The organism is Micrococcus sp. M4NT (assembly GCF_033790745.1).
Taxonomy (GTDB): Bacteria; Actinomycetota; Actinomycetes; order Actinomycetales; family Micrococcaceae; genus Micrococcus.
This window is the reverse complement of record NZ_JAMYEH010000005.1, coordinates 81522-101797: the sequence shown is the minus strand read 5'-3', so window position 1 is coordinate 101797 and position 20276 is coordinate 81522. Positions and strand designations below refer to the sequence as shown.

Annotated in this window: 17 protein-coding genes, 2 tRNA genes and 1 pseudogene; 17 read left to right on the top strand and 3 right to left on the bottom strand. The window is 72.7% G+C overall.

Translation table 11 applies throughout. The features are described from left to right. Positions 1–55: 55 nt before the first annotated feature. Positions 56–478 carry a nucleoside-diphosphate kinase gene (gene ndk, locus NJC10_RS04790; protein WP_319074925.1) on the top strand — a complete coding sequence of 141 codons (423 nt, stop codon included), beginning with the start codon at positions 56–58 and terminating at the stop codon, positions 476–478. 331 nt (positions 479–809) lie between these two features. Here ndk and NJC10_RS04785 read toward each other — a convergent pair. Then, positions 810–1115, bottom strand: a pseudogene (locus tag NJC10_RS04785) (vitamin K epoxide reductase family protein); the annotation flags it as partial. A 191-nt stretch (positions 1116–1306) separates the two neighbouring features. On the opposite strand from NJC10_RS04785, the gene NJC10_RS04780 reads away from it, so the two are divergent. From NJC10_RS04780 to NJC10_RS04725, 12 genes are all read left to right on the top strand, one after another. Continuing rightward, positions 1307–4723 carry an Rne/Rng family ribonuclease gene (locus NJC10_RS04780; protein ID WP_413466391.1) on the top strand — a complete coding sequence of 1139 codons (3417 nt, stop codon included), beginning with the start codon at positions 1307–1309 and terminating at the stop codon, positions 4721–4723. A gap of 228 nt (positions 4724–4951) precedes the next feature. Next, a complete protein-coding gene (rplU, locus tag NJC10_RS04775) occupies positions 4952–5257 on the top strand; it encodes a 50S ribosomal protein L21 (RefSeq protein WP_248114951.1) in 306 nt (101 codons plus the stop codon). Between the two features lie 51 nt (positions 5258–5308). Next, positions 5309–5566: a 50S ribosomal protein L27 gene (rpmA, locus tag NJC10_RS04770; protein WP_319074922.1), complete on the top strand. Its 258-nt coding sequence runs from the start codon at positions 5309–5311 to the stop codon at positions 5564–5566. Positions 5567–5715: 149 nt separating this feature from the next. After that, the gene (gene obgE, locus NJC10_RS04765) at positions 5716–7275 is read left to right on the top strand and encodes a GTPase ObgE (RefSeq protein ID WP_298713436.1); all 1560 of its coding nucleotides are present in this window, start codon (positions 5716–5718) and stop codon (positions 7273–7275) included. A 3-nt stretch (positions 7276–7278) separates the two neighbouring features. Continuing rightward, positions 7279–8493 (top strand): glutamate 5-kinase, encoded by a 1215-nt coding sequence (gene proB / locus NJC10_RS04760; RefSeq protein WP_319074921.1) that lies wholly within the window; start codon positions 7279–7281, stop codon positions 8491–8493. Between the two features lie 51 nt (positions 8494–8544). After that, positions 8545–9864 carry a glutamate-5-semialdehyde dehydrogenase gene (locus NJC10_RS04755; protein WP_319074919.1) on the top strand — a complete coding sequence of 440 codons (1320 nt, stop codon included), beginning with the start codon at positions 8545–8547 and terminating at the stop codon, positions 9862–9864. A gap of 78 nt (positions 9865–9942) precedes the next feature. Further along, positions 9943–10170 carry a hypothetical protein gene (locus NJC10_RS04750; protein ID WP_248114942.1) on the top strand — a complete coding sequence of 76 codons (228 nt, stop codon included), beginning with the start codon at positions 9943–9945 and terminating at the stop codon, positions 10168–10170. A 2-nt stretch (positions 10171–10172) separates the two neighbouring features. Next, positions 10173–10826, top strand: coding sequence for a nicotinate-nucleotide adenylyltransferase (nadD, locus tag NJC10_RS04745; RefSeq protein ID WP_319074916.1), 654 nt, complete (start codon positions 10173–10175; stop codon positions 10824–10826). Beyond that, the gene (gene rsfS, locus NJC10_RS04740) at positions 10823–11242 is read left to right on the top strand and encodes a ribosome silencing factor (protein WP_248114941.1); all 420 of its coding nucleotides are present in this window, start codon (positions 10823–10825) and stop codon (positions 11240–11242) included. The genes nadD and rsfS overlap by 4 nt, the downstream gene beginning before the upstream one ends. Positions 11243–11249: 7 nt before the next feature. After that, positions 11250–11975: a histidine phosphatase family protein gene (locus NJC10_RS04735; RefSeq protein ID WP_319074915.1), complete on the top strand. Its 726-nt coding sequence runs from the start codon at positions 11250–11252 to the stop codon at positions 11973–11975. Between the two features lie 120 nt (positions 11976–12095). Beyond that, a tRNA-Ala gene (locus tag NJC10_RS04730) sits at positions 12096–12168 on the top strand. Between the two features lie 221 nt (positions 12169–12389). After that, positions 12390–12465 (top strand) — tRNA-Ala (locus NJC10_RS04725). 264 nt (positions 12466–12729) lie between these two features. Here NJC10_RS04725 and NJC10_RS04720 read toward each other — a convergent pair. Beyond that, on the bottom strand, positions 12730–13236 hold the full coding sequence (locus NJC10_RS04720) for a helix-turn-helix domain-containing protein (RefSeq protein WP_319074914.1): 507 nt from the start codon (positions 13234–13236) through the stop codon (positions 12730–12732). Between NJC10_RS04720 and NJC10_RS04715 the strand changes: the two genes are divergently transcribed. Genes NJC10_RS04715 through NJC10_RS04705 form a run of 3 tightly spaced genes read left to right on the top strand, consistent with a single transcriptional unit; the run spans position 13196 to position 17717 of the window. Beyond that, positions 13196–14722 (top strand): flavin monoamine oxidase family protein, encoded by a 1527-nt coding sequence (locus NJC10_RS04715; RefSeq protein ID WP_319074913.1) that lies wholly within the window; start codon positions 13196–13198, stop codon positions 14720–14722. The two genes, NJC10_RS04720 and NJC10_RS04715, sit on opposite strands and share 41 nt — an antisense overlap. Next, positions 14719–16296, top strand: a complete 1578-nt coding sequence (locus tag NJC10_RS04710; protein WP_319074912.1) for an APC family permease — start codon at positions 14719–14721, stop codon at positions 16294–16296. The genes NJC10_RS04715 and NJC10_RS04710 overlap by 4 nt, the downstream gene beginning before the upstream one ends. 26 nt (positions 16297–16322) lie before the next feature. Continuing rightward, the gene (locus NJC10_RS04705; protein WP_319074910.1) at positions 16323–17717 is read left to right on the top strand and encodes an NAD-dependent succinate-semialdehyde dehydrogenase; all 1395 of its coding nucleotides are present in this window, start codon (positions 16323–16325) and stop codon (positions 17715–17717) included. Between the two features lie 80 nt (positions 17718–17797). On the opposite strand, the gene gabT is transcribed toward NJC10_RS04705, so the two are convergent. Continuing rightward, positions 17798–19132, bottom strand: a complete 1335-nt coding sequence (gabT, locus tag NJC10_RS04700; RefSeq protein ID WP_319074909.1) for a 4-aminobutyrate--2-oxoglutarate transaminase — start codon at positions 19130–19132, stop codon at positions 17798–17800. A gap of 145 nt (positions 19133–19277) precedes the next feature. Between gabT and NJC10_RS04695 the strand changes: the two genes are divergently transcribed. Continuing rightward, positions 19278–20195 (top strand): LysR family transcriptional regulator, encoded by a 918-nt coding sequence (locus tag NJC10_RS04695; RefSeq protein WP_319074907.1) that lies wholly within the window; start codon positions 19278–19280, stop codon positions 20193–20195. Positions 20196–20276: the final 81 nt, after the last annotated feature.

The following is a 20276-nucleotide window of genomic DNA, read 5'->3' as shown; positions in this document are numbered from 1 at the left end:
GCCGCCCACTAGGGTGAGAGGAGACCGAGCTCGTCCACCCCTGAAGGAGCCGACCATGACCCGTCACCCCGAAGAGACCCTCGTGCTCGTCAAGCCCGATGGCGTGCAGCGCAACCTCGTGGGCGAGATCATCGCCCGGATCGAGCGCAAGGGCTACACGATCGTGGACCTGAAGATGGTCACGGCCACCCGCGGCATGCTGGAGAAGCACTACGAGGAGCATGAGGGCAAGCCGTTCTTCGAGCCGCTCGTCGAGTTCATGGGCTCCGGGCCGGTCGTGGCGATCCGCCTCGGCGGCGACCGCGTGATCGAGGGCTTCCGCGCTCTGGCCGGCAAGACCGACCCCACGGTGGCCGCACCCGGCACCATCCGCGGCGACCTCGGCCGCGACTGGGGCGCGGGCGTGCAGAAGAACCTCGTGCACGGCTCGGACTCCACGCTCTCCGCGGAGCGCGAGCTGGCCATCTGGTTCGGCTGATCCCACAGCCCGGCCGATCGTCGGAAGCACACGAGCCCAGAAGCACAGCCCCACGGCAGCGACGGGAGCCAGGACTCACGGCGAGGCAGCCCGACTCGTCCCCGGGCGCGATCGAGGAGACCGCCGGTCCTCCCGGCTCCCTCACGCCTCCTGCACACGCGACGCCGAGGAGGACGAGCACGATGAACGGCCACGTGAGGTCCCGGGCGAGGGCCGCGGCGCGCGGCGAGCCGCTCCCGAGGGCGCCCGTCTGGATGGTGCGCGACGTGATCAGCCCGAGCTGGATGGTCACCATGGTCCAGACCACCATGCAGTAGAGGCAGAGGGTCCCGATGTCGTACACGGCCGAGTGCCAGAGCCACACGCAGAAGGCGAAGCCGGCCAGGATGCACGCGTTCATCAGCAGCCAGTACCAGCGCGCGAAGCGAGCGCCGGCGAACAGCGACATGGCGACGGTGATGAGTACGGAGAAGGCCACGACGCCGATGAACGTGTTGGGGAAGCCGAACGTCTGCGCCTGCCAGGACTGCATGACCTGCCCGCACGAGACCCACGGGTTCAGGTCGCAGCTCGTGCGGTGGGTCGGGTCCGCGGCCAGGATGGAGCGCTCGATGATGATGACGACGGTCGCCGCCATCGCGATGAGCGACGTGACCAGCAGCATCCACGCGGTTCCCCGGGTGCGGGCGTACCAGGGTAGGGCGAGGTCGCGGTCGGCGTGGGGGGAGGCGGACGCGGTGGGGGCGTCGAGGGCGCCGCGGGTGGAGGAACCAGGCATGTCCCGAGTCTAGTTCCGCGCCGGTGTGAGAGAATCGGCTCGGCCGTCCCGTGCCCACACCACGGGCCGTCCCGCTGTGCGCCCGACGACGGGCCGCCGCCGTCGCGTCGGCCGCGGGGAGTGTCCCCGTGCCGAGGTCGGCTCGGTCGATCCGATGCCGCCCCTGCGCCGATCGGCGAACCAGCCATCGAGCAGGCCCGGTTCGGCGCACACAGCGGTTCAGGCCCAGGACCCCTCCCGGGGCCCCGGACCCGTTCACCAGACGACTTCTCTCGGTGACCGCCTCCCGGCGCACCCCGGGCGCGCGAGCGCCCGCGGGGCAACGCGGCCGGGGCGCGGTCCGTGACACGCCGTGCCGGCGGTGCGTGTGGCGCCGACGGGCGGCGGGAGGTGCTGCCATGGCGGCCAATGAGAACCAGACCCCCGCGGACGAACGCTCCGCATCCCAGCCCGTGTCGGGCGAGACCGTCCTGTTCGATCCCCGTGACCCCTTCGCGGTCCCCGAGAACGTGATGGAGGTGCTGCGGACGCGTCCCGCGCGTCCGCAGCACGCGGCGGACGACGACGAGGACCGCGGCCACGAGGACCACGACCAGGACGACCGTGACGAGTCCGAGGATCGCGGGGACCGCCCGGCCGTCTCCCGCCGCCGTCGCAAGCGCCGCCGCGGCGCCGTCGACATGGAGCTGGACGGCGGTGAGGACGGCGACCCGGAGCACACCGTGACCCGGGTGCGCGCCCCCCGCGCCGCCGCGGCCGAGGCCACGCGCTCGGACACCGTCCAGGGCGTCAAGGGCTCGACCCGCCTGGAGGCCAAGCGCCAGCGCCGCCGGGACTCCCGCTCGGGCGGCCGCCGCCGCACCGTGATCACCGAGGCCGAGTTCCTGGCCCGCCGCGAGTCCGTGGACCGCAAGATGCTCGTGCGCCAGCGGGACAGCCGCATCCAGATCGCCGTGCTCGAGGACGGCGTGCTCGCGGAGCACTTCGTCTCCAACACGACCCAGGACTCGATGATCGGCAACGTGTACCTCGGCAAGGTGCAGAACGTGCTGCCCTCGATGGAGGCCGCGTTCGTGGACATCGGCCGCGGCCGCAATGCCGTGCTGTATGCGGGCGAGGTCAACTGGGACGCCGCGCAGCTGGACGGCAGGCCGAAGAAGATCGAGAACGCGCTCAAGTCCGGGGACACCGTCCTGGTGCAGGTCACCAAGGACCCGGTGGGGCACAAGGGCGCCCGCCTGACGAGCCAGATCTCCCTGCCCGGCCGCTACCTCGTGTACGTGCCCGGCGGCTCCATGACCGGCATCTCCCGCAAGCTCCCCGACGTGGAGCGCGCCCGCCTGAAGAAGATCCTCAAGGACCACCTCCCGCAGGACGCGGGCGTGATCGTGCGCACGGCCGCGGAGGGCACCTCCGAGGAGGAGCTGCAGAACGACATCAACCGCCTCCGCGCGCAGTGGGAGGGCATCGAGGGCCGGGCCTCCGCCGGCAAGGTGCTGGCGCCCGAGCTGCTGTACGCCGAGCCGGACCTGACCATCAAGACCGTCCGCGACGTCTTCAACGAGGACTTCTCGGCGATGATCGTCCAGGGCGAGCAGACCTGGGACAACATCGAGGCCTACGTGACCTACGTGGCCCCGCACCTGCTGGACCGCCTCCACCACTGGGTCCCCGAGGACCTCGAGGGCGAGGACCTGTACGCCACGCACCGCGTGGACGAGCAGCTCCACAAGGCCCTGGACCGCAAGGTCTACCTGCCCTCCGGCGGCTCGCTCGTGATCGACCGCACCGAGGCCATGACGGTGGTGGACGTCAACACCGGGAAGTTCACGGGCTCGGGCGGCAACCTCGAGGAGACCGTCACCAAGAACAACCTCGAGGCGGCCGAGGAGATCGTCCGCCAGCTGCGTCTGCGGGACATCGGCGGCATCATCGTCATCGACTTCATCGACATGGTGCTCGAGGGCAACCGGGACCTGGTCCTGCGCCGCCTCGTCGAGTGCCTCGGCCGTGACCGCACCAAGCACCAGGTGGCCGAGGTCACCTCGCTCGGCCTCGTGCAGATGACGCGCAAGCGCATGGGCACCGGCCTCGTCGAGGTGTTCTCCGAGACCTGTGAGCACTGCGCCGGCCGCGGCATCCTCATCCACGACGCGCCGGTCGAGAAGGGCCGCGTCCAGGCGGAGCCGCGCTCCGAGGGCGAGGGCCGACGACGCAAGCGCCGTCGCGGCTCCGACGTGGACGCGCCGCACGACGAGTCGACCACGGGCGAGCCCGATGAGGAGGCCTCGGACGAGGCCCGTCAGCGCCGCGAGCGGGCGGCCGCCGCCCGCGCCGCCCTCCACTCCATCGCCAAGGCGTCCGGCAAGATCGAGCAGGCCCCCGTCGAGGCCGCCTCCGATGCCGCCCCGGCCTCCGACGACCAGCGAGGGCAGGAGCCGGAGGACGAGGAGTCCGCGCCGGCCGAGTCGGACCGCGGCACCCGGCCCGAGCGCGACAGCGCCGACGCCGAGACCGAGGGCGACGAGGAGAACGGCGGCCGCCGCCGTCGGCGCCGTGGAGGCCGCCGCGGCCGCGGGGGCGACGACGGCTCCCGCCCGTCCGGCGACGAGCGCACCGACTCCGGCCGGGACGCCCGCGAGGCCGCCCCGGAGCAGGAGTCCGCGACGACGGCGGACGTCCAGCCGGCCGGCGGCGTGCCCGCCCAGGCCGAGCCCGTCGAGTCGGAGCCTGCCGCAGAGCCCGTCCAGGCGGGGGCCCCGGAGGCCCCCGCCGCCGAGGAGGAGGGTGAGGGCCGTTCCGGAGGCCGCCGTCGTCGTGGCGGGCGCGGGCGTTCGCGCCGCGCGGACGCCGACCGCTCCGCCCCGGAGGCGCCGCGGGCTCCCCAGGATCCCGAGCAGACCGAGGCCGAGGCCTCGGCGGTCACGGACACCTCGGAGGAGCCGGAGACGGCTGCCCCGGCTCAGGCCGCACCGGCCCCCGACGCCCCCTCCGAGGCCGCTCGTGAGGTCTCCGGGGTCATCACGTTCGACGGCGAGGACGTCCCCGTGCCGCGTCGTCGGCGGTCCCGCCGGGCCTCGAGCGACGGTGCCGTGCGTCCCGCCGCAGAGCTGAAGAGCCTGGAGGATGCCCTCGAGCGCCGCGGCGCGGAGGCGCCCGAGCCGGTCGCCGAGCAGGCACCTGCCCAGGCGCCCGAGCCCGTCGTGCCCGAGCTGGCCGTCGTGCCCGTGCCCGAGCCCGCTGCGCCCGCTGCGCCCGCCGCCGAGCGTCCGGCCCGCCGTCGTTCGCGGCGTGCCGTCTCCTCGGACGGCGTCCAGGTGGAGGTGCAGGACGCCTCGGCCGCCGCCACCGGGAGCCGCTTCACCGCCTCGGCCGCCGCTGCGTCGACCGAGCGCACCGCCGCGGAGGCCCCGGCCCCGGTCATGCTGGGCGTGGGCGTGAAGGCCGCGGACCTGGCCCGACGCTGACGGGCCGCCGCTCGGCGCGTCGCCCCTCTCGGGGGCGCGACGCGCCGAGCGTGTCGCGATTGGTGCGGGTGCGAGGGACGCAGTATGATGAACAATCGGTGTTCACCGCCCGCACGCTCCTGCATGTCCCGGTGAGGGACCGTCGTACCCGGGCGCACGCTGCGGTCGAGGTACGGGTGTGAGAACTACAGCCGAATCCATTGAAACGTCGAGAGAAGTGAGTCCCAAGTGGTGTACGCGATTGTCCGCGCTGGCGGCCGCCAGGAGAAGGTTTCCGTCGGAGACCTCGTTACCCTTGACCGCGTCCCCGCTGAGACCGGTGGCTCCGTCGAGCTGCCCGCTCTGATGCTGGTGGACGGGGAGAAGGTCACGGCAGGCGCCGACGCCGCCGGTGTGAAGGTGACCGCCGAGGTGGTCTCCCACTCCCGCGGCAAGAAGATCGTCATCCAGAAGTACAAGAACAAGACCGGCTACAAGAAGCGCCAGGGCCACCGCTCTGAGCTGTCCACGGTCAAGATCACCGGGATCGCCTGAGCCGTCACCGGCTTCGCGCACCCCGAGCATCCGAGAGGTTAGGCAACAGCAATGGCACATAAGAAGGCCGGCAGTTCCTCCAAGAACGGCCGCGACTCGAATCCCCAGTACCTCGGCGTCAAGCGCTACGGCGGCGAGGACGTCAACGCCGGCGAGATCATCGTCCGCCAGCGCGGCACCAAGTTCCACCCGGGCCAGAACGTGGGCCGCGGCAAGGACGACACGCTCTTCGCGCTGTCGGCCGGCTCCGTGTCCTTCGGTCAGCGCCGCGGCCGCAAGGTCGTGGACGTGGTCGCCGCCGCCGAGTGATCCCACTCGCGGCCTGAGCGCGGGCCACGCCTCCCACCCGGAGGCGGTCCGCGCGGCTTGACGCCCCGGCGGGGGCGGGTCACTGTTCTCAGGACCCGCTCCCGCCGTCGTCGTCTCACCCCTTCTCTCCCACCGTCAGGATCCTCCCCATGGCAGCCTTCGTGGACCGCGTCGTCCTCCACCTCACCGCCGGCAACGGCGGGCACGGGTGCGTGTCCGTGCACCGTGAGAAGTTCAAGCCCCTCGGCGGTCCCGACGGCGGCAAGGGTGGCGACGGCGGCGACATCACCCTCGTGGTGGACTCGCAGACCACCACCCTGCTCAACTACCACCACGCCCCGCACCGCTCCGCGGAGAACGGCCAGCCCGGCATGGGCGACCACCGGGCGGGCAAGGACGGCACGTCCCTCGTGCTGCCCGTGCCGGACGGCACCGTGGTGAAGGACGAGAACGGGAACATCGTGGCGGACCTCGTGGGGGAGGGTGCCACCTACGTGGCCGCGGCGGGCGGTCAGGGTGGGCTCGGCAACGCGGCGCTGGCCTCCGTCAAGCGCAAGGCCCCGGGCTTCGCGCTCCTCGGCCTGCCGGGGGAGAGCCGCGAGCTCTCGCTCGAGATCAAGACGGTCGCGGACATCGCCCTGGTCGGGTTCCCCTCCGCGGGCAAGTCCTCGCTCATCGCGGCGATCTCGGCGGCGCGCCCCAAGATCGCGGACTACCCCTTCACCACGCTCGTGCCGAACCTCGGCGTTGTGCAGGCCGGGGAGGTCCGCTACACCGTGGCGGACGTGCCGGGCCTCATCCCCGGAGCCTCCGAGGGCCGCGGCCTCGGCCTCGAGTTCCTGCGCCACGTGGAGCGCTGCGCCGCGCTCGTGCACGTGCTGGACTGCGGCACGATCGAGCCGGACCGCGACCCGATCGCCGACTTCGAGGCCATCGAGGCCGAGCTCGAGGCGTACGCCGTGGAGCCCGTCTTCTCCCAGGGCGGCGACGGCGTGGTGCCGCTCAACGAGCGCCCCCGCCTCGTGGCGCTGAACAAGACCGACCTGCCGGACGGTGCCGAGATGGCGGACATGGTCCGCGCCGAGCTCGAGGGCCGCGGCCTGCGGGTCTTCGACATCTCCGCGCTGGCCCGCGAGGGCCTGGAGGCCCTCAAGTACGCCATGGCCGACCTGGTCACGCAGGCCCGCGAGCGGGTCCCCGAGCCGGAGGCGCCCGCGCCCGTCGAGGTGCCCCGCCGCTTCCACCGCAAGGGCGAGCGCGGGGAGTTCACCGTGGTCCGCGAGGAGCGCAACCTCAAGCCCCTGTTCCGCGTGCGCGGCGAGAAGCCGGAGAAGTGGGTCGCCCAGACCGACTTCGTCAACGACGAGGCCGTGGGCTACCTCGCGGACCGGCTGCAGCGCCTCGGCGTCGAGGACGGCCTGTTCAAGGCCGGCGCGACCCCGGGCGACGCCGTGGTGATCGGCGACGACGAGTCCGGTGTGCTCTTCGACTGGGAGCCCACCCTGTCCGCCGGCGCCGAGCTCCTCGCCGGCCCGCGCGGCACCGACCTCCGCCTCGACGAGCGCAGCCGCGCCACCCGCGCGGAGAAGCGTGCCGAGCAGGACCAGCGTCGGGCCGCCCGTGCCGCCACGCGGGCCGAGATGGAGGCGGAGCGGCGCACCGGCCTCTGGACCGTGGACGAGACCGAGGACCCCGACCGAGAGGACTGACCCATGTCTGCACGCCGCACCGTCGTCACCCGCTACGCCACTCCCGCCACGGGCGGGCCGGAGGACCCCAAGGCCAACCCCGTGACCACGCGGGAGACCCTGCCGGCCGCGCGGCGCGTGGTCATCAAGATCGGCTCGTCCTCCCTCACCACGCCGACCGGCCTGAACACCGAGGCGATCGATGCGCTCGTGGACGTGGTCGCGGACCTGCGCTCCCGCGGCACGCAGGTGGTGCTGGTCTCCTCGGGCGCGATCGCGGCGGGCTTCCCGCAGCTGGGTCTCACCCGCCGCCCCAAGGACACGGCCACGCAGCAGGCGGCCGCCTCGGTGGGCCAGGGGAGCCTCATGGCCCACTACTCCCAGAGCTTCGCCCGGCACGCCACCACCGTGGGCCAGGTGCTGCTCACGGCGGAGGAGCTCATGCGCCGCGGCCAGTACATCAACGCGCACCGCTCGCTGGCCCGCCTGCTCACGATGGACGTCATGCCGATCGTCAACGAGAACGACGCGGTGGCCACCCGCGAGATCCGCTTCGGCGACAACGACCGCCTCGCCGCCCTCACCGCCAACCTCGTGAAGGCGGACCTGCTCGTCCTCCTCTCGGACGTGGACGCGCTGTACACGGGGCACCCGTCGCTGCCGGACTCGCGGCGGATCGCCACCGTCTCCTCGGACGAGGACCTCGCGGGCGTGGACGTGCGCACCCCGGGCTCCGCCGGCGTCGGCACGGGCGGCATGGTCACCAAGGTGGACGCCGCCGGCATCGCGGCCACCACGGGCATCCCCACGCTGCTGACCTCGGCGCCCAACGCCGCCGCCGCCTTCGCGGGGGAGGACGTGGGCACGTGGTTCGAGGTGGCCGGCCGGCGGCGCTCGGCCCGCGCCGCGTGGCTCGGCCTCACGGCCGAGGTCCGGGGCCGCCTCACCATCGACGACGGCGCGGTCGCCGGCGCGATCGACCGCGGGCGCTCGCTCCTGGCCGCCGGCATCACGGACGTCTCCGGGCAGTTCACGGCCGGCGACGTCGTCGAGATCGCGGATCAGGACGGCCGGGTGCGGGCCCGCGGCCTCGTCCAGTACTCCGCGTCCCAGCTGCCGCACATGCTCGGCCGCTCCACGGCCGTCCTGAAGGAGGAGCTCGGCGCGGGCTACGACGGCGTCGTGGTCCACGCGGACGACTGGGTCCGGCTCGCCCCCTCGCACGCGGCCTACAGCTGAGCGCGAGCCGCGCCCTGCGTGCCCGCCGCCCCGTTCGCTAGGGTGGCGGTCATGGACACGGAGCAGAACGCCCAGCAGCAGCCCGCCCCCGACGTCGTGGAGGCGATCCGCAGCCGGTCCGCGTGGGCGCGGGCCGCGTGCGGCGAGCTCGCCCGCGCCGGCCGTGCCCGCAAGGACGAGATGCTCCTGGCCCTCGCCTCCGCCCTGCGCGCGAACGGCCCAGCCATCCTGGCGGCCAACGCGGAGGACGTGGAGCGCGGGAAGGCCACCGGCACGACGGCGGCCCTTCTGGACCGCCTCACCCTCGACGACGACCGCCTGGAGGGCCTCGCCGTCGCTCTGGAGGACCTCGCCGCGCTGCCCGATCCCGTGGGCGTGGTCGTGCGCGGCCGCAGCCTGCCCAACAGCGTCCGCATGCAGCAGGTGCGCGTGCCCCTCGGCGTCGTGGGCGCCGTCTACGAGGCGCGTCCCAACGTCACCGTGGACATCGCCGGCATCGCGCTGAAGTCCGGCAACGCCGTGATCCTGCGGGGCGGCTCCGCCGCGGAGCGCACGAACACCGTCCTGGTCCAGGTCCTGCGGGAGGCGGTCGGCGCCCAGGGGTTCGACCCCAACCTCATCCAGGGGATCGACGACCTGGGCCGGCCCGGCGTCGCCGCCCTCATGGAGGCACACGGCTCCGTGGACGTGCTCATCCCGCGCGGCGGCCGGGAGCTGATCCAGCGCGTGGTCCGCGAGTCGCGCGTCCCCGTCATCGAGACCGGTGAGGGCAACGTGCACCTCTACATCGACGCCTCCGCGCCCGTCGAGATGGCGGCGGACATCGCCCTGAACGCCAAGACGCACCGCACCTCCGTGTGCAACGCCGCCGAGACCCTGCTGCTGCACCAGGACGCCGAGGCGGCGGGCCGCGAGGTGCTGCGCGCCCTCACGCGTGCCGGGGTGCTGCTGCACGTGGACGCCGGGGCCCGCGCCTGGCTGCCGGACGCCGCGGACAGCGGGCCGGCCGCGCGCACGGCCCTGGACGCCACCGAGGAGGACTGGGGCCGCGAGTACCTGGACATGGAGATGGCCGTGAAGACGGTGGGCTCCCTGGACGAGGCCATGGAGCACATCCGCCGCTGGTCCACGGGGCACACCGAGGCCATCGTCACCAACGACCTCGCGAACGCGGACCGCTTCGTGACGGAGATCGACGCGGCCGCCGTGATCGTCAACGCCTCCACCCGGTTCACCGACGGCGGCGAGCTCGGCCTCGGCGCGGAGGTCGGCATCTCCACGCAGAAGATGCACGCCCGCGGACCCATGGGCCTCGAGGAGCTGACCACCACCAAGTGGATCCTGCGCGGCGACGGCCAGATCCGGCGCTGACCGCCGCTAGGATGGACTGAGGCACACCCTGGCCGGGGCATGGACCCGGCCGTCGCACCCACGCACCGAGGAGCACCCATGCTGAACAGCGCACTGATCCTGGCCGCCGCGGAGGGCCACCACGTGGTCCACGAGCTGCCCATTCCCGCCATCTGGTACGGGATCATCATGTTCCTGCTGCTGATGGCCTCCCTGCTGGCCATCATGTCCATGCGGTCCGTGTCCCTGCGCCACCCGGAGCCCACCACCACGGTGCAGCGCCACGGCGGGCACGGCTCCACTGGCTCGCACGGCGCCGGCCACTGATCGTGTCCGCCGACGCCGGACGGCGTCCCCGCCTCGGCATCATGGGCGGCACCTTCGACCCGATCCACCACGGCCACCTCGTGGCGGCCAGCGAGGTGGCCGCGGAGTTCGACCTCGACGAGGTCGTCTTCGTGCCCACCGGCCAGCCGTGGCAGAAGTCGGACAAAAAGGTCTCCCCGGCCGAGGACCGCTACCTCATGACCGTGGTCGCCACGGCCTCCAACCCGCGGTTCACGGTGTCCCGCGTGGACATCGACCGCCCGGGCGACACCTACACCGCGGACACCCTGCGCGACCTGCGTCGTCTGAACCCGGACGCCGAGCTCTTCTTCATCACGGGCGCCGACGTGCTCGCCCAGATCCTCACGTGGAAGAACGTGGACGAGCTGTGGGACCTCGCGCACTTCGTGGGCGTCACCCGGCCCGGCCACGACCTCACGGACCTCGGCCTCAAGGACGACATCTCCCTCATGGAGATCCCGGCCATGGCCATCTCCTCCACGGACTGCCGCGCGCGCGTGGCCCGTGGCCGTCCCGTCTGGTACCTCGTGCCCGACGGCGTGGTGCAGTACATCAACAAGTACGGGCTCTACCAGCCCGAGGACGACGCGCACCCCGCGTTCGCCATCGACCCCCAGGCTCAAGGAGCACCGTGACCGTTCCCCAGACCACCCTCGACGCCCTCACCGTGGCCGCCGCGGCCGCCGCGGAGAAGCTGGCCACGCACGTCGTGGCCGTGGACGTGGCCGAGCGCCTCGGCCTCACGGACGCGTTCCTCATCGCCTCGGGCGCCTCGGAGCGTCAGGTCAACGCCATCGTGGACGGCGTCGAGGAGGCCCTGCTGAAGGACGAGCAGCTCAAGCCGCTGCGCCGCGAGGGCCGTTCCGACGGGCACTGGGTGCTCCTCGACTACGGGCACTTCGTGGTGCACGTGCAGCACCGGGAGGACCGCGAGTTCTACGCGCTCGACCGCCTGTGGAAGGACAGCCCGGCCATCGACCTGGGCCTGCCCGAGGAGGCCACCCGGCCCGACGCCGCCGGTGAGGCCTCGGACGCCGCCCACCAGTACTGAGCCGTCCGTGCGCCTGATCCTCCTGCGTCACGGCGAGACCGACTGGAACGCCCTCGACCGGTACCAGGGCCGCACCGACGTCGACCTCAACGCCGTGGGCGAGCGGCAGGCCCGCTCGGCCGCCGCAGGAGCGGTGGGGGACCTCCTCCAGGACGCCGACGAACTCGTCGCCGTCTCCTCCCCGCTGTCCAGGGCGCAGCGGACCGCCCGCATCGTGCTCGAGGCCGCCGTCGGCGCGGTGGACCTGGCGCTGGATCCCGAGCTCATGGAGCTGCACGGCGGCGAGTGGGAGGGCCTCGAGCTCTCCGCGATCGCCGAGCGCTGGCCGGCGGAGCACGAAGCGTGGCGGCGCGTGCCGTCCCTCGACGCCGGGCCCGTGGGCGGCGAGGTGCTGCGCGACGGCGGCGCCCGGGTGCTCCGGGCCGTCGCCGCCCACGTGCCCGCCTCATGGACCACCGGCGCCGCGGGCGGTCGCGGGGCCGGTCCCGCGGCCGGGCCGGCGGACGACCCGACGCGGACCGTCCTGGTGGTCGCCCACGGTGCGGTGCTCCGCTCCGCGGTGGGGCAGCTGCTCGGCCTGGAGGGGGATCGCTTCGCCGCGCTCGCCCGCCTCGAGAACGCGCGGGCGGCCGTCCTCGAGGGATCCTTCGACGGGGGAGGCGTGCACGATCCTGCGGGCACTGCACGCGCGACAGGCGACGGCGCGTGGGAGCTGCTCGGCTACAACGTGTGATCCAGGGCGGGGCCGGGGCCGATTTGTCCCTCCGTCCCGGCCGGTGTACAGTGGTCGAGTTGCCAGCGAGGCGAACGGAACGGAAACGATTCGTGAACGTCGCGGGGAACACCCGCTCTCGGGGGTATGGCGCAGTTGGTAGCGCGTCTGCATGGCATGCAGAAGGTCAGGGGTTCGAATCCCCTTACCTCCACCGAAGAGCGACGGCCCGGTCCCTCAGGACCGGGCCTTCGTCGTCGTTGGGGCCCGGGGCAGACCGCCCGTTCGGCTCTCGCGGCCTGGAATGCCCGGACCGGCACGACTGCCCGCTCGCCGGCGCTGCCCCGTGGGCGTCGATTTGCAGCCGAGGTTCCAGGGCCGCTATGCTGTCCTGGTGCTTCTGGCGGTTCACCGCTGTGGGAACGCACCTGACTTGGGGGTATGGCGCAGTTGGTAGCGCGTCTGCATGGCATGCAGAAGGTCAGGGGTTCGAATCCCCTTACCTCCACCAGAGAAGGCCCCGGTCCACGTGGACCGGGGCCTTCGTCGTCTCAGAGCCCCGCCAGCAGCAGCTCGAGACCGGTCTCGAACGGATCGTCCGCGTAGGGGTTCACCCCGAGCGTCCCGACGGCGGGCCCCTCGTCGGTCGCGTGGCTCCGTCGATGCCGATGCCGCGCCGGCAGGCGGCGGCCGCCGCCTGGAACGCCGGCAGCTCTCCCGGCGCGGCGGCGACCTCGAAGAGGTGGGCCGGTGCGTGGACGTCGAAGGCGGAGCCCTAGATGAACGACTCCAGGGCGATGATGCGGGGGAGCACCTCGGTCTCGGCCACGCCTGCGGCGCCCAGGGCCGCCGCCACCGCGTCGTACATGCGCTGCGTCTGCTCGGCACCCGCGATGGGGAGGGTCGCGATCATCGGGATGAGCGGGGTGTGGCCGGCGAACACCCGCCGGTACGAGTGCGCCCAGTCGCGCACGGCCTCCCGCACGGGGACCTCTCCGGCGACGGCGGCGCGCAGCCCGTCCACCTCGACCTCGCCCATGACCTCGTCCTGCAGGAGCGCGAGCAGGTCCGCCTTGCCCGTCACGTGGTTGTACAGGGCGCTCGGCGCCACGCCGAGGCGACGGGCCACCGCGGCCATCGTGAGCCTCTCGTAGCCGTGTGACCGTGCGACCTCGAGGGCAGCCGTCGCGATGCCCTCGCGCGTGGCGGCCTGGTGCCGGGGGCGGCCTCGACGGCGGCCGGTGCCGGAGGCCGCGGCGGGGGCGTCGGGTTCCTCTCTCACTCGTCCACGCCGGACGTGCGACGTCGTCGTCATCGGCGCCGGCCCCGCCGGCCTCATGGCCGCCCGCACCGCGGCGGCGGCCGGCCTGTCCGTCACGGTCCTCGAAGCGCGCGAGCGCGTCGGCGGACGGACGTGGAACGGCCTCGTCGAGGACGAGCAGGGCCGCGACCACTTCATCGAGATCGGCGGTCAGTGGATCTCTCCTGACCAGACCCGACTGATCTCCCTCGTGGAGGAGCTGGGCCTGCCCACGTTCCAGCGGTACCGCGAGGGCAAGTCCGTGTACCTCTCCCCGGACGGCGAGCGTCACGTGCATGACGGCGACATGCCCGTCTCCGCGCGGACCCAGGCCGAGATGGACCGACTCATCGCCGAGCTGGACACGCTCGCGGCGGAGATCGGCGCCACGGAGCCGTGGGCCCATCCGCGGGCCGCTGAGCTGGACGCCATCCCGTTCCGCATGTGGCTGGCCTCGCTGAGCGATGACCAGGACGCGATCGACAACGTCTCGATCTACGTCGCCTCGGGCATGCTCACCAAGCCCTCCAGCACGTTCTCGCTGCTGCAGGCCGTGCTCATGGCCGCCTCCGCCGGCTCCTTCTCGAACCTCGTGGACGAGGACTTCATCCTGGACCGGCGTGTCGAAGGCGGAATGCAGTCCGTGTCCCGCGCGATGGCCGCGGCACTCGGGGACGACGTCGTCCTCGGCCAGCCCGTGCGCACCCTCCACTGGGCCGAGCCCGACGAGGCCACCGCGGACGCCAAGAACGCGGTGGCCGCGGACGTGCGCAACGGCGTCGAGCACGACGGCGGCCCCGGCCGCGTCCTGGCCGTCACCGACGGGCTCGAGGTCGAGGCCCGCTACGCCGTCCTGGCTGTGCCGCCGAACCTGTACTCGCGCATCTCCTATGTCCCGCCGCTGCCGCGTCGGCAGATGGTGGCCCACCAGCACCTCTCCATGGGCCTCGTGATCAAAGTGCACGCCGTGTACGAGACGCCGTTCTGGCGCGAGGAGGGGCTCTCCGGCACGTGCTTCGGCGGTGGCCGCCTCGTCCAGGAGCTCTACGACAACACCAACCGCGGCGTCAACGACGCCGGTGGCGAGGCGGGCATCGAGGACTCCTTCGGCACGATGGTGGGCTTCGTCTCCGACGTGCACGCCGAGCGCATGTGGGAGCTGCCCGAGGCCGAGCGCCGCGAGGAGATCCTGGCCGCGATGGCCGAGTACCTCGGCCCGAAGGCCAAGGAGCCGGTGGCGTTCTTCCTCTCCGACATGGCGGCGGAGGAGTGGACCCGCGGCGCGTACGCCACGAGCTATGACCTCGGCGGCCTCTCCCGCTGGGGCCACCTGCAGAACCAGCCGGTCGGGCCGATCCACTTCGCGTGCTCGGACATCGCGGCCGAGGGCTACCAGCACGTCGACGGGGCCGTCCGCATGGGCGAGGCTGCCGCGCAGGCCATCGTGCACCGGGAGGGTCAGGCATGAGCTCCTCCGCCCGCGGCCCCCGCGACGACGCCGACGGCAGCCACGCGGCGGACGGACCGGGCCACCACCACGAGCTCGCCTACCCCAGCACGAAGGAGGTGCAGCAGGTCTCCCTGCTGAACCCCGGCGCACCCGCCCAGACGGGCGTGGCCGAGAAGGGCCCGACCATCGGCACCGTCGGCACGTTCGTGCCGGCGATCCTGCTGCTCGGCTTCCTGCCGATGCTTCTGGTGGCCATCGGCTATCGGGAGCTCAACAACAAGGTCCCCGACTCCGGCACGTCCTTCACATGGGCCACCCAGGCCTTCGGCCCCTACGTCGGCTGGATGGGCGGCTGGGGGCTCGTGGCCGCGTCCGTGATCGTGCTGTCCAACCTCGCCGCCGTGGGCGTGGACTTCACGTTCCTGCTCCTGGCCGAGGTCACGGGCCGGCCCGAGATCGCGGACCTCACCACGAACCTGTGGATCAACATCCCGCTCACCCTGGTCTACCTGGCGGCCGCCGCATGGATCTCCTACCGCGGCATGGACGCCACCAAGAACCTGCAGTATGTGCTCGTGGTGTTCCAGCTCGTGGCCCTCGGCGGCTTCGCGATCGCCGCCATCGTGCAGGCCTCGAGCGGCACCGGCTTCGACGTGACCCCGTTCCAGTGGGAGTGGTTCAACCCCTTCGCCGTGGGCGACTTCTCCGTGGTGGCGGCCGGCGTCTCCCTCTCGATCTTCCTGTTCTGGGGCTGGGACGTCACCCTCACCATGAACGAGGAGACCAAGGACCCGGAGAAGACCCCGGGGCGCGCCGGGTCCCTCACGGTGGTCACCATCATCGCGATCTACGTGCTCGTGGCGCTCGGCGTGATCATGTGGGCCGGCGTCGGCACGGGAGAGCTGGGCGCGGGAAACCCGGACAACCAGGAGTCGCTCTTCGCGGTCCTGGGCGGACCGATCATGGGGCCGTTCGCGATCCTCATGTTCATGGCCGTCCTGGTGTCGTCCCTGGCCTCCCTGCAGTCCACGATGGTGGCCCCGGCCCGCACCTTGCTGGCCATGGGCTTCTACCACGCGGTCCCGCCGGCCCTGGCCCGCGTGAGCGCCAGGCACCGCAGCCCCTCCGTGGCCACCTGGGTCTGCGCCGCGTGCGCCGCCGTGTTCTACGCCGTCACGCGCCTCATCTCGGAGAACGCCCTGTGGGACACCATCACGGCGCTGGGCCTGATGATCTGCTTCTACTACGGGATCACCGCCCTGGCCTGCGTCTGGTACTTCCGCCGCGAGTGGTTCGCCTCCCCGCGCACCGTGTTCTACCGGCTCGTCGCGCCCCTGATCGGCGGCGTCACCCTCCTGGTGATGTTCCTGCGCACCGCGATGGACTCGATGGACCCGGACTACGGATCGGGCTCATCGGTGTTCGGAGTGGGTACGGTGTTCGTGCTGGGCACGGGCGTCCTGCTGATCGGCGTGGCGCTCATGCTCTGGACGCGCGTGCGCCACCCCGCCTACTTCCGCGGGGAGACGCTGCCGCGCACGGACTCCACCCAGTCGATCCCGGTCATCCACACCGACGCCGACCTCGGCTGATCCCACCCTTCTCCGAGAGGACTGACATGTCGCAGGACAAGACCCGCGCGGGCTACCGCGTGGAGGACCCGAGCACGGGCGAGGTCGTCGAGACCGTGCCCACCGACGACGCCGCGCGCGTCGACGCGGCGATCGCCCGCGCCGCGCAGGCCCAGCAGGAATGGGCGGCCCGCCCGATCGAGGAGCGCGCCGCCGTCGTGCAGCGCGTGGCCGACCTGTTCGAGGAGCGCAAGGAGGAGCTGGCCCGCATCATCTCCGCGGAGATGGGCAAGCGCCACGCCGAGGGCGTGGAGGAGGCCGAGTTCTCCCGGGACATCTTCGGCTACTACGCCCGCAAGGGACCGGAGCTGGCGGCGGACCGAGAGATCGAGACGTTCTCCGGCGGCACGGCGGTCATCCGCCATGCCGCCCTGGGCGTGCTGCTCGGGATCATGCCGTGGAACTTCCCGTACTACCAGGTGGCGCGGTTCGCGGCGCCGAACCTCATGACGGGCAATGCGATCCTGCTCAAGCACGCCGAGATCTGCCCCCGCTCCGCGCGGGCGATCCAGGACATCATGGACGAGGCGGGCGTGCCGGCGGGCGTGTACACCGCCCTGTTCGCGGACCACGACCAGATCGCGCAGATCATCGCGGACGACCGCGTGCGCGGCGTCTCCCTGACAGGGTCCGAGCGGGCCGGCGCGATCATCGGCGCACAGGCCGGCCAGCACCTCAAGAAGGCGGTGCTGGAGCTCGGCGGATCGGACCCGTACATCATCCTGGACTCGGTGGACCCCGCCGAGGACGCCCGCACCGCGTGGGCCACCCGCATGTACAACATGGGCCAGGCGTGCAACTCGAACAAGCGCATGATCGTGGCGGACGAGGTGTTCGACGACTTCGTGGCCGAGCTCGTCCGCCTCGCCTCGGCGATGACGCCGGGGGAGACCTCCTCCGACGACGCGACCGTCTACCAGCCGCTCTCCTCCCGCTCCGCGGCCGAGGGCCTCGCCGCCCAGGTCGCGAAGGCGACGGAGCAGGGCGCCACCGTCCACGTGGGCGGCACGCTGCGCGACGAGACCAGCGCGTACTTCGCCCCAGCCGTCATCACCGGCGTGACCGAGGAGATGGACGCGTACCGCGAGGAGCTCTTCGGCCCCGTGGCCGTCGTGTACCGCGTGAGCGACGCCGACGAGGCCCTGCGTCTCGCGAACGACTCCCCGTACGGCCTGGGCGGTGCCGTGTTCTCCGCGGACGAGGCGACGGCCCGCTCCGTGGCGGAGCGGCTCGAGGTGGGCATGGCCAACGTCAACACGCCCGCGGGCGAGGGTGCCGAGATCCCCTTCGGCGGCGTGAAGAACTCCGGCTTCGGCCGAGAGCTCGGTCCGCTCGGCATGGACGAGTTCGTGAACAAGCAGCTGCTCTACGTGGAGCGCTGAGGACTCCGGGACCACGCCGGCCCCGCCCCTCCGATCGGAGGGACGGGGCCGGCGCGGTCCCGGAGGCGGGGCCTGCGGCGTCAGGCGCTCTTCAGCGCCGCGCTCACCTCGGCCAGCCCCTCGCGCAGCAGCGCCTCGCCGATGGTCAGCGGGGGCAGGAAGCGGACCACGTTGCCGTAGGTGCCGCACGTGAGCAGGATGACGCCGGCCTGGCGCACGGCGGCCGCCACGGCGTTGGTGAGCTTCGCGTCGGGCTCGCCGGTGGCGGGGTCCACGAACTCGACGGCCATCATGGCGCCGCGGCCGCGGATCTCCCCGATGCGGGGGTCCGGGTTCTGCTCGAAGTGCTCGCGGATGATCGTCTCGATCTTCTGCGCCTCCGCGAGCAGCCCGTCCTCCTCGATGGCCTCGATGACGGCGAGTGCGGCGGCCGTGGCCACCGGGTTGCCGCCGTAGGTGCCGCCCAGGCCGCCCGGGTGCACGGTGTCCATGATCTCGGCGCGCCCGGTCACGGCGGAGAGCGGCATGCCGCCGGCGATGCCCTTGGCGGTGGTCATCAGGTCCGGCTCGATGCCCTCCAACTCGGAGGCGAACCACTGGCCGGTGCGCGCGTAGCCGGACTGCACCTCATCGGCGATGAACAGCACGCCGTTGTCCTTGCACCACTGCACCACGGCCTTCAGGAAGCCCTCGGCCGGGACGATGAAGCCGCCCTCGCCCTGGATGGGCTCCATGATGACGGCGGCCAGGTTGTCCGCGCCGATCTGCTTCTCGAGGGCGCTGATGGCGTGCTTCGCCGCCGTGGCGCCGTCCAGCCCGTCCCGGAACGGGTACGACCCCGGCACGCGGTAGACCTCGGGGGCGAACGGGCCGAAGTGCTGCTTGTACGGCATGTTCTTGGCGGTCAGCGCCATGGTGAGGGTGGTGCGGCCGTGGTAGGCGTGGTCGAACGCGGCCACCGCCTGCTTGCCGGTGAAGGAGCGGGCCACCTTGACGGCGTTCTCCACGGCCTCGGCGCCGGAGTTGAACAGGGCCGTGCGGGTCTCCCCGGAGATCGGCGCGATGCGCCCGAGGGCCTCTGCCACGGCGATGTAGCCCTCGTAGGGCGTGATCATGAACGAGGTGTGCGTGAACTGAGCCACCTGCTCCTGCACGGCCTTCACGACGCGCGGGTGGGCAGCGCCCACGGAGGTCACGGCGATGCCCGAGGCGAGGTCGATGAAGCGGTTGCCGTCCACGTCCTCGACGATGCCGCCGGCGGCACGGGCGGCGTACACGGGCATGGTGGTCGCGACGCCGGCGGGCACGGAGGCCGCCTGGCGCTCCGCGAGCGCCTGGGACCTGGGGCCGGGCACGGGGGTGGCCAGGAGACGGGACTGCTCGACGCCCTCGGCCGAGAGGGGGGACTGGGTCATGGGTGGCACCTCGCCTGTGAGGCTCCGCGCGAGGGGAGCTGGGGATGGGGGCGCGCCCCGTGCGGGGGGCGCGTGGCTCCATGATCCGGCGCACCCGGGCATGTCGTCCAATGAGCAGCGGGGATGGCCTCTATGCTCATCTGTCATGGACGCCCGCCTCCTCGCCACCTTCGTCGCCGTCGCTGAGTCCGGCACGGTGACCGCTGCCGCCGAGCGGAGGGGCCTGGTGCAGTCCGCCGTGAGCCGTCAGCTGCAGCGTCTCCAGCGCGAGGTGCGCCTGGACGTCGTGGCCCGTGCCGGCACGGGGATCGTCCTCACCCCCGCGGGAGAGGCGTTCCTCCCCGTCGCCCGGCGGGTCCTCGCCGAGCACGCGGCTGCCGAGCAGGCCGCGCGGACCATCGCCGCCGGGCGCCTCATGGACGTGCGCATCGCCGCGCCCGGCACCACGCTGATCGACGTCGTCATCCCGTTCGTGGCCACCCTCGGGGCGGGCCAGCCGCGGGCGAAGGTGGCCGAGACGCCTCTCGACGTGTCCCTGGAGGAGGCGGTGACGAACCACGACCTCGTCGTGATGCCCTCGAGCCCGCGGCCCACGATCGCCTCGACGGCCCTGGTCGACCTGCCCCTGTGGGCGTACGTGGCGCCCGGCCACCCGTGGGCCGCGCGGCGGTCCGTCGCCCTCGAGGAGCTGGCCGCGGAGCCGCTCGTGGCGCCCTCGCGCAGCTTCATGTCCCGGCGGGTGCTCGACGGCGCCCTCGACGTCGCAGGCCTCACGGCACCGGACCTGACCGAGGCGAACTCGGGCCGCGTCGCGCAGGCACTCGTGGCCACGGGCAGCGGGGTGGCGGTGGTGACCGACGACCCGGCGTTCGACCTCGTGCCCCTGCGGGTGGTGGCCCAGGGACGCGACCTCCTCGTTCGACTGCACGCTGCGTGGCAGCGGGACCACTACTCGGCCGAGACCCTCGAAGACCTGGCCGGCCGACTGCGCTCGTTCGCGCGCTCGCGGTATCCGGACCGGCCCGCCCCTGGCCCGCATCTCGCACCGTCGAGCATCAGGTGAGCGTGTGGCCCACCGCGCGGAACGGGGCCCAGACGCGTCCGATGCACCGCAGTCTCCATGTCGTGCACATCACCAGCCTCC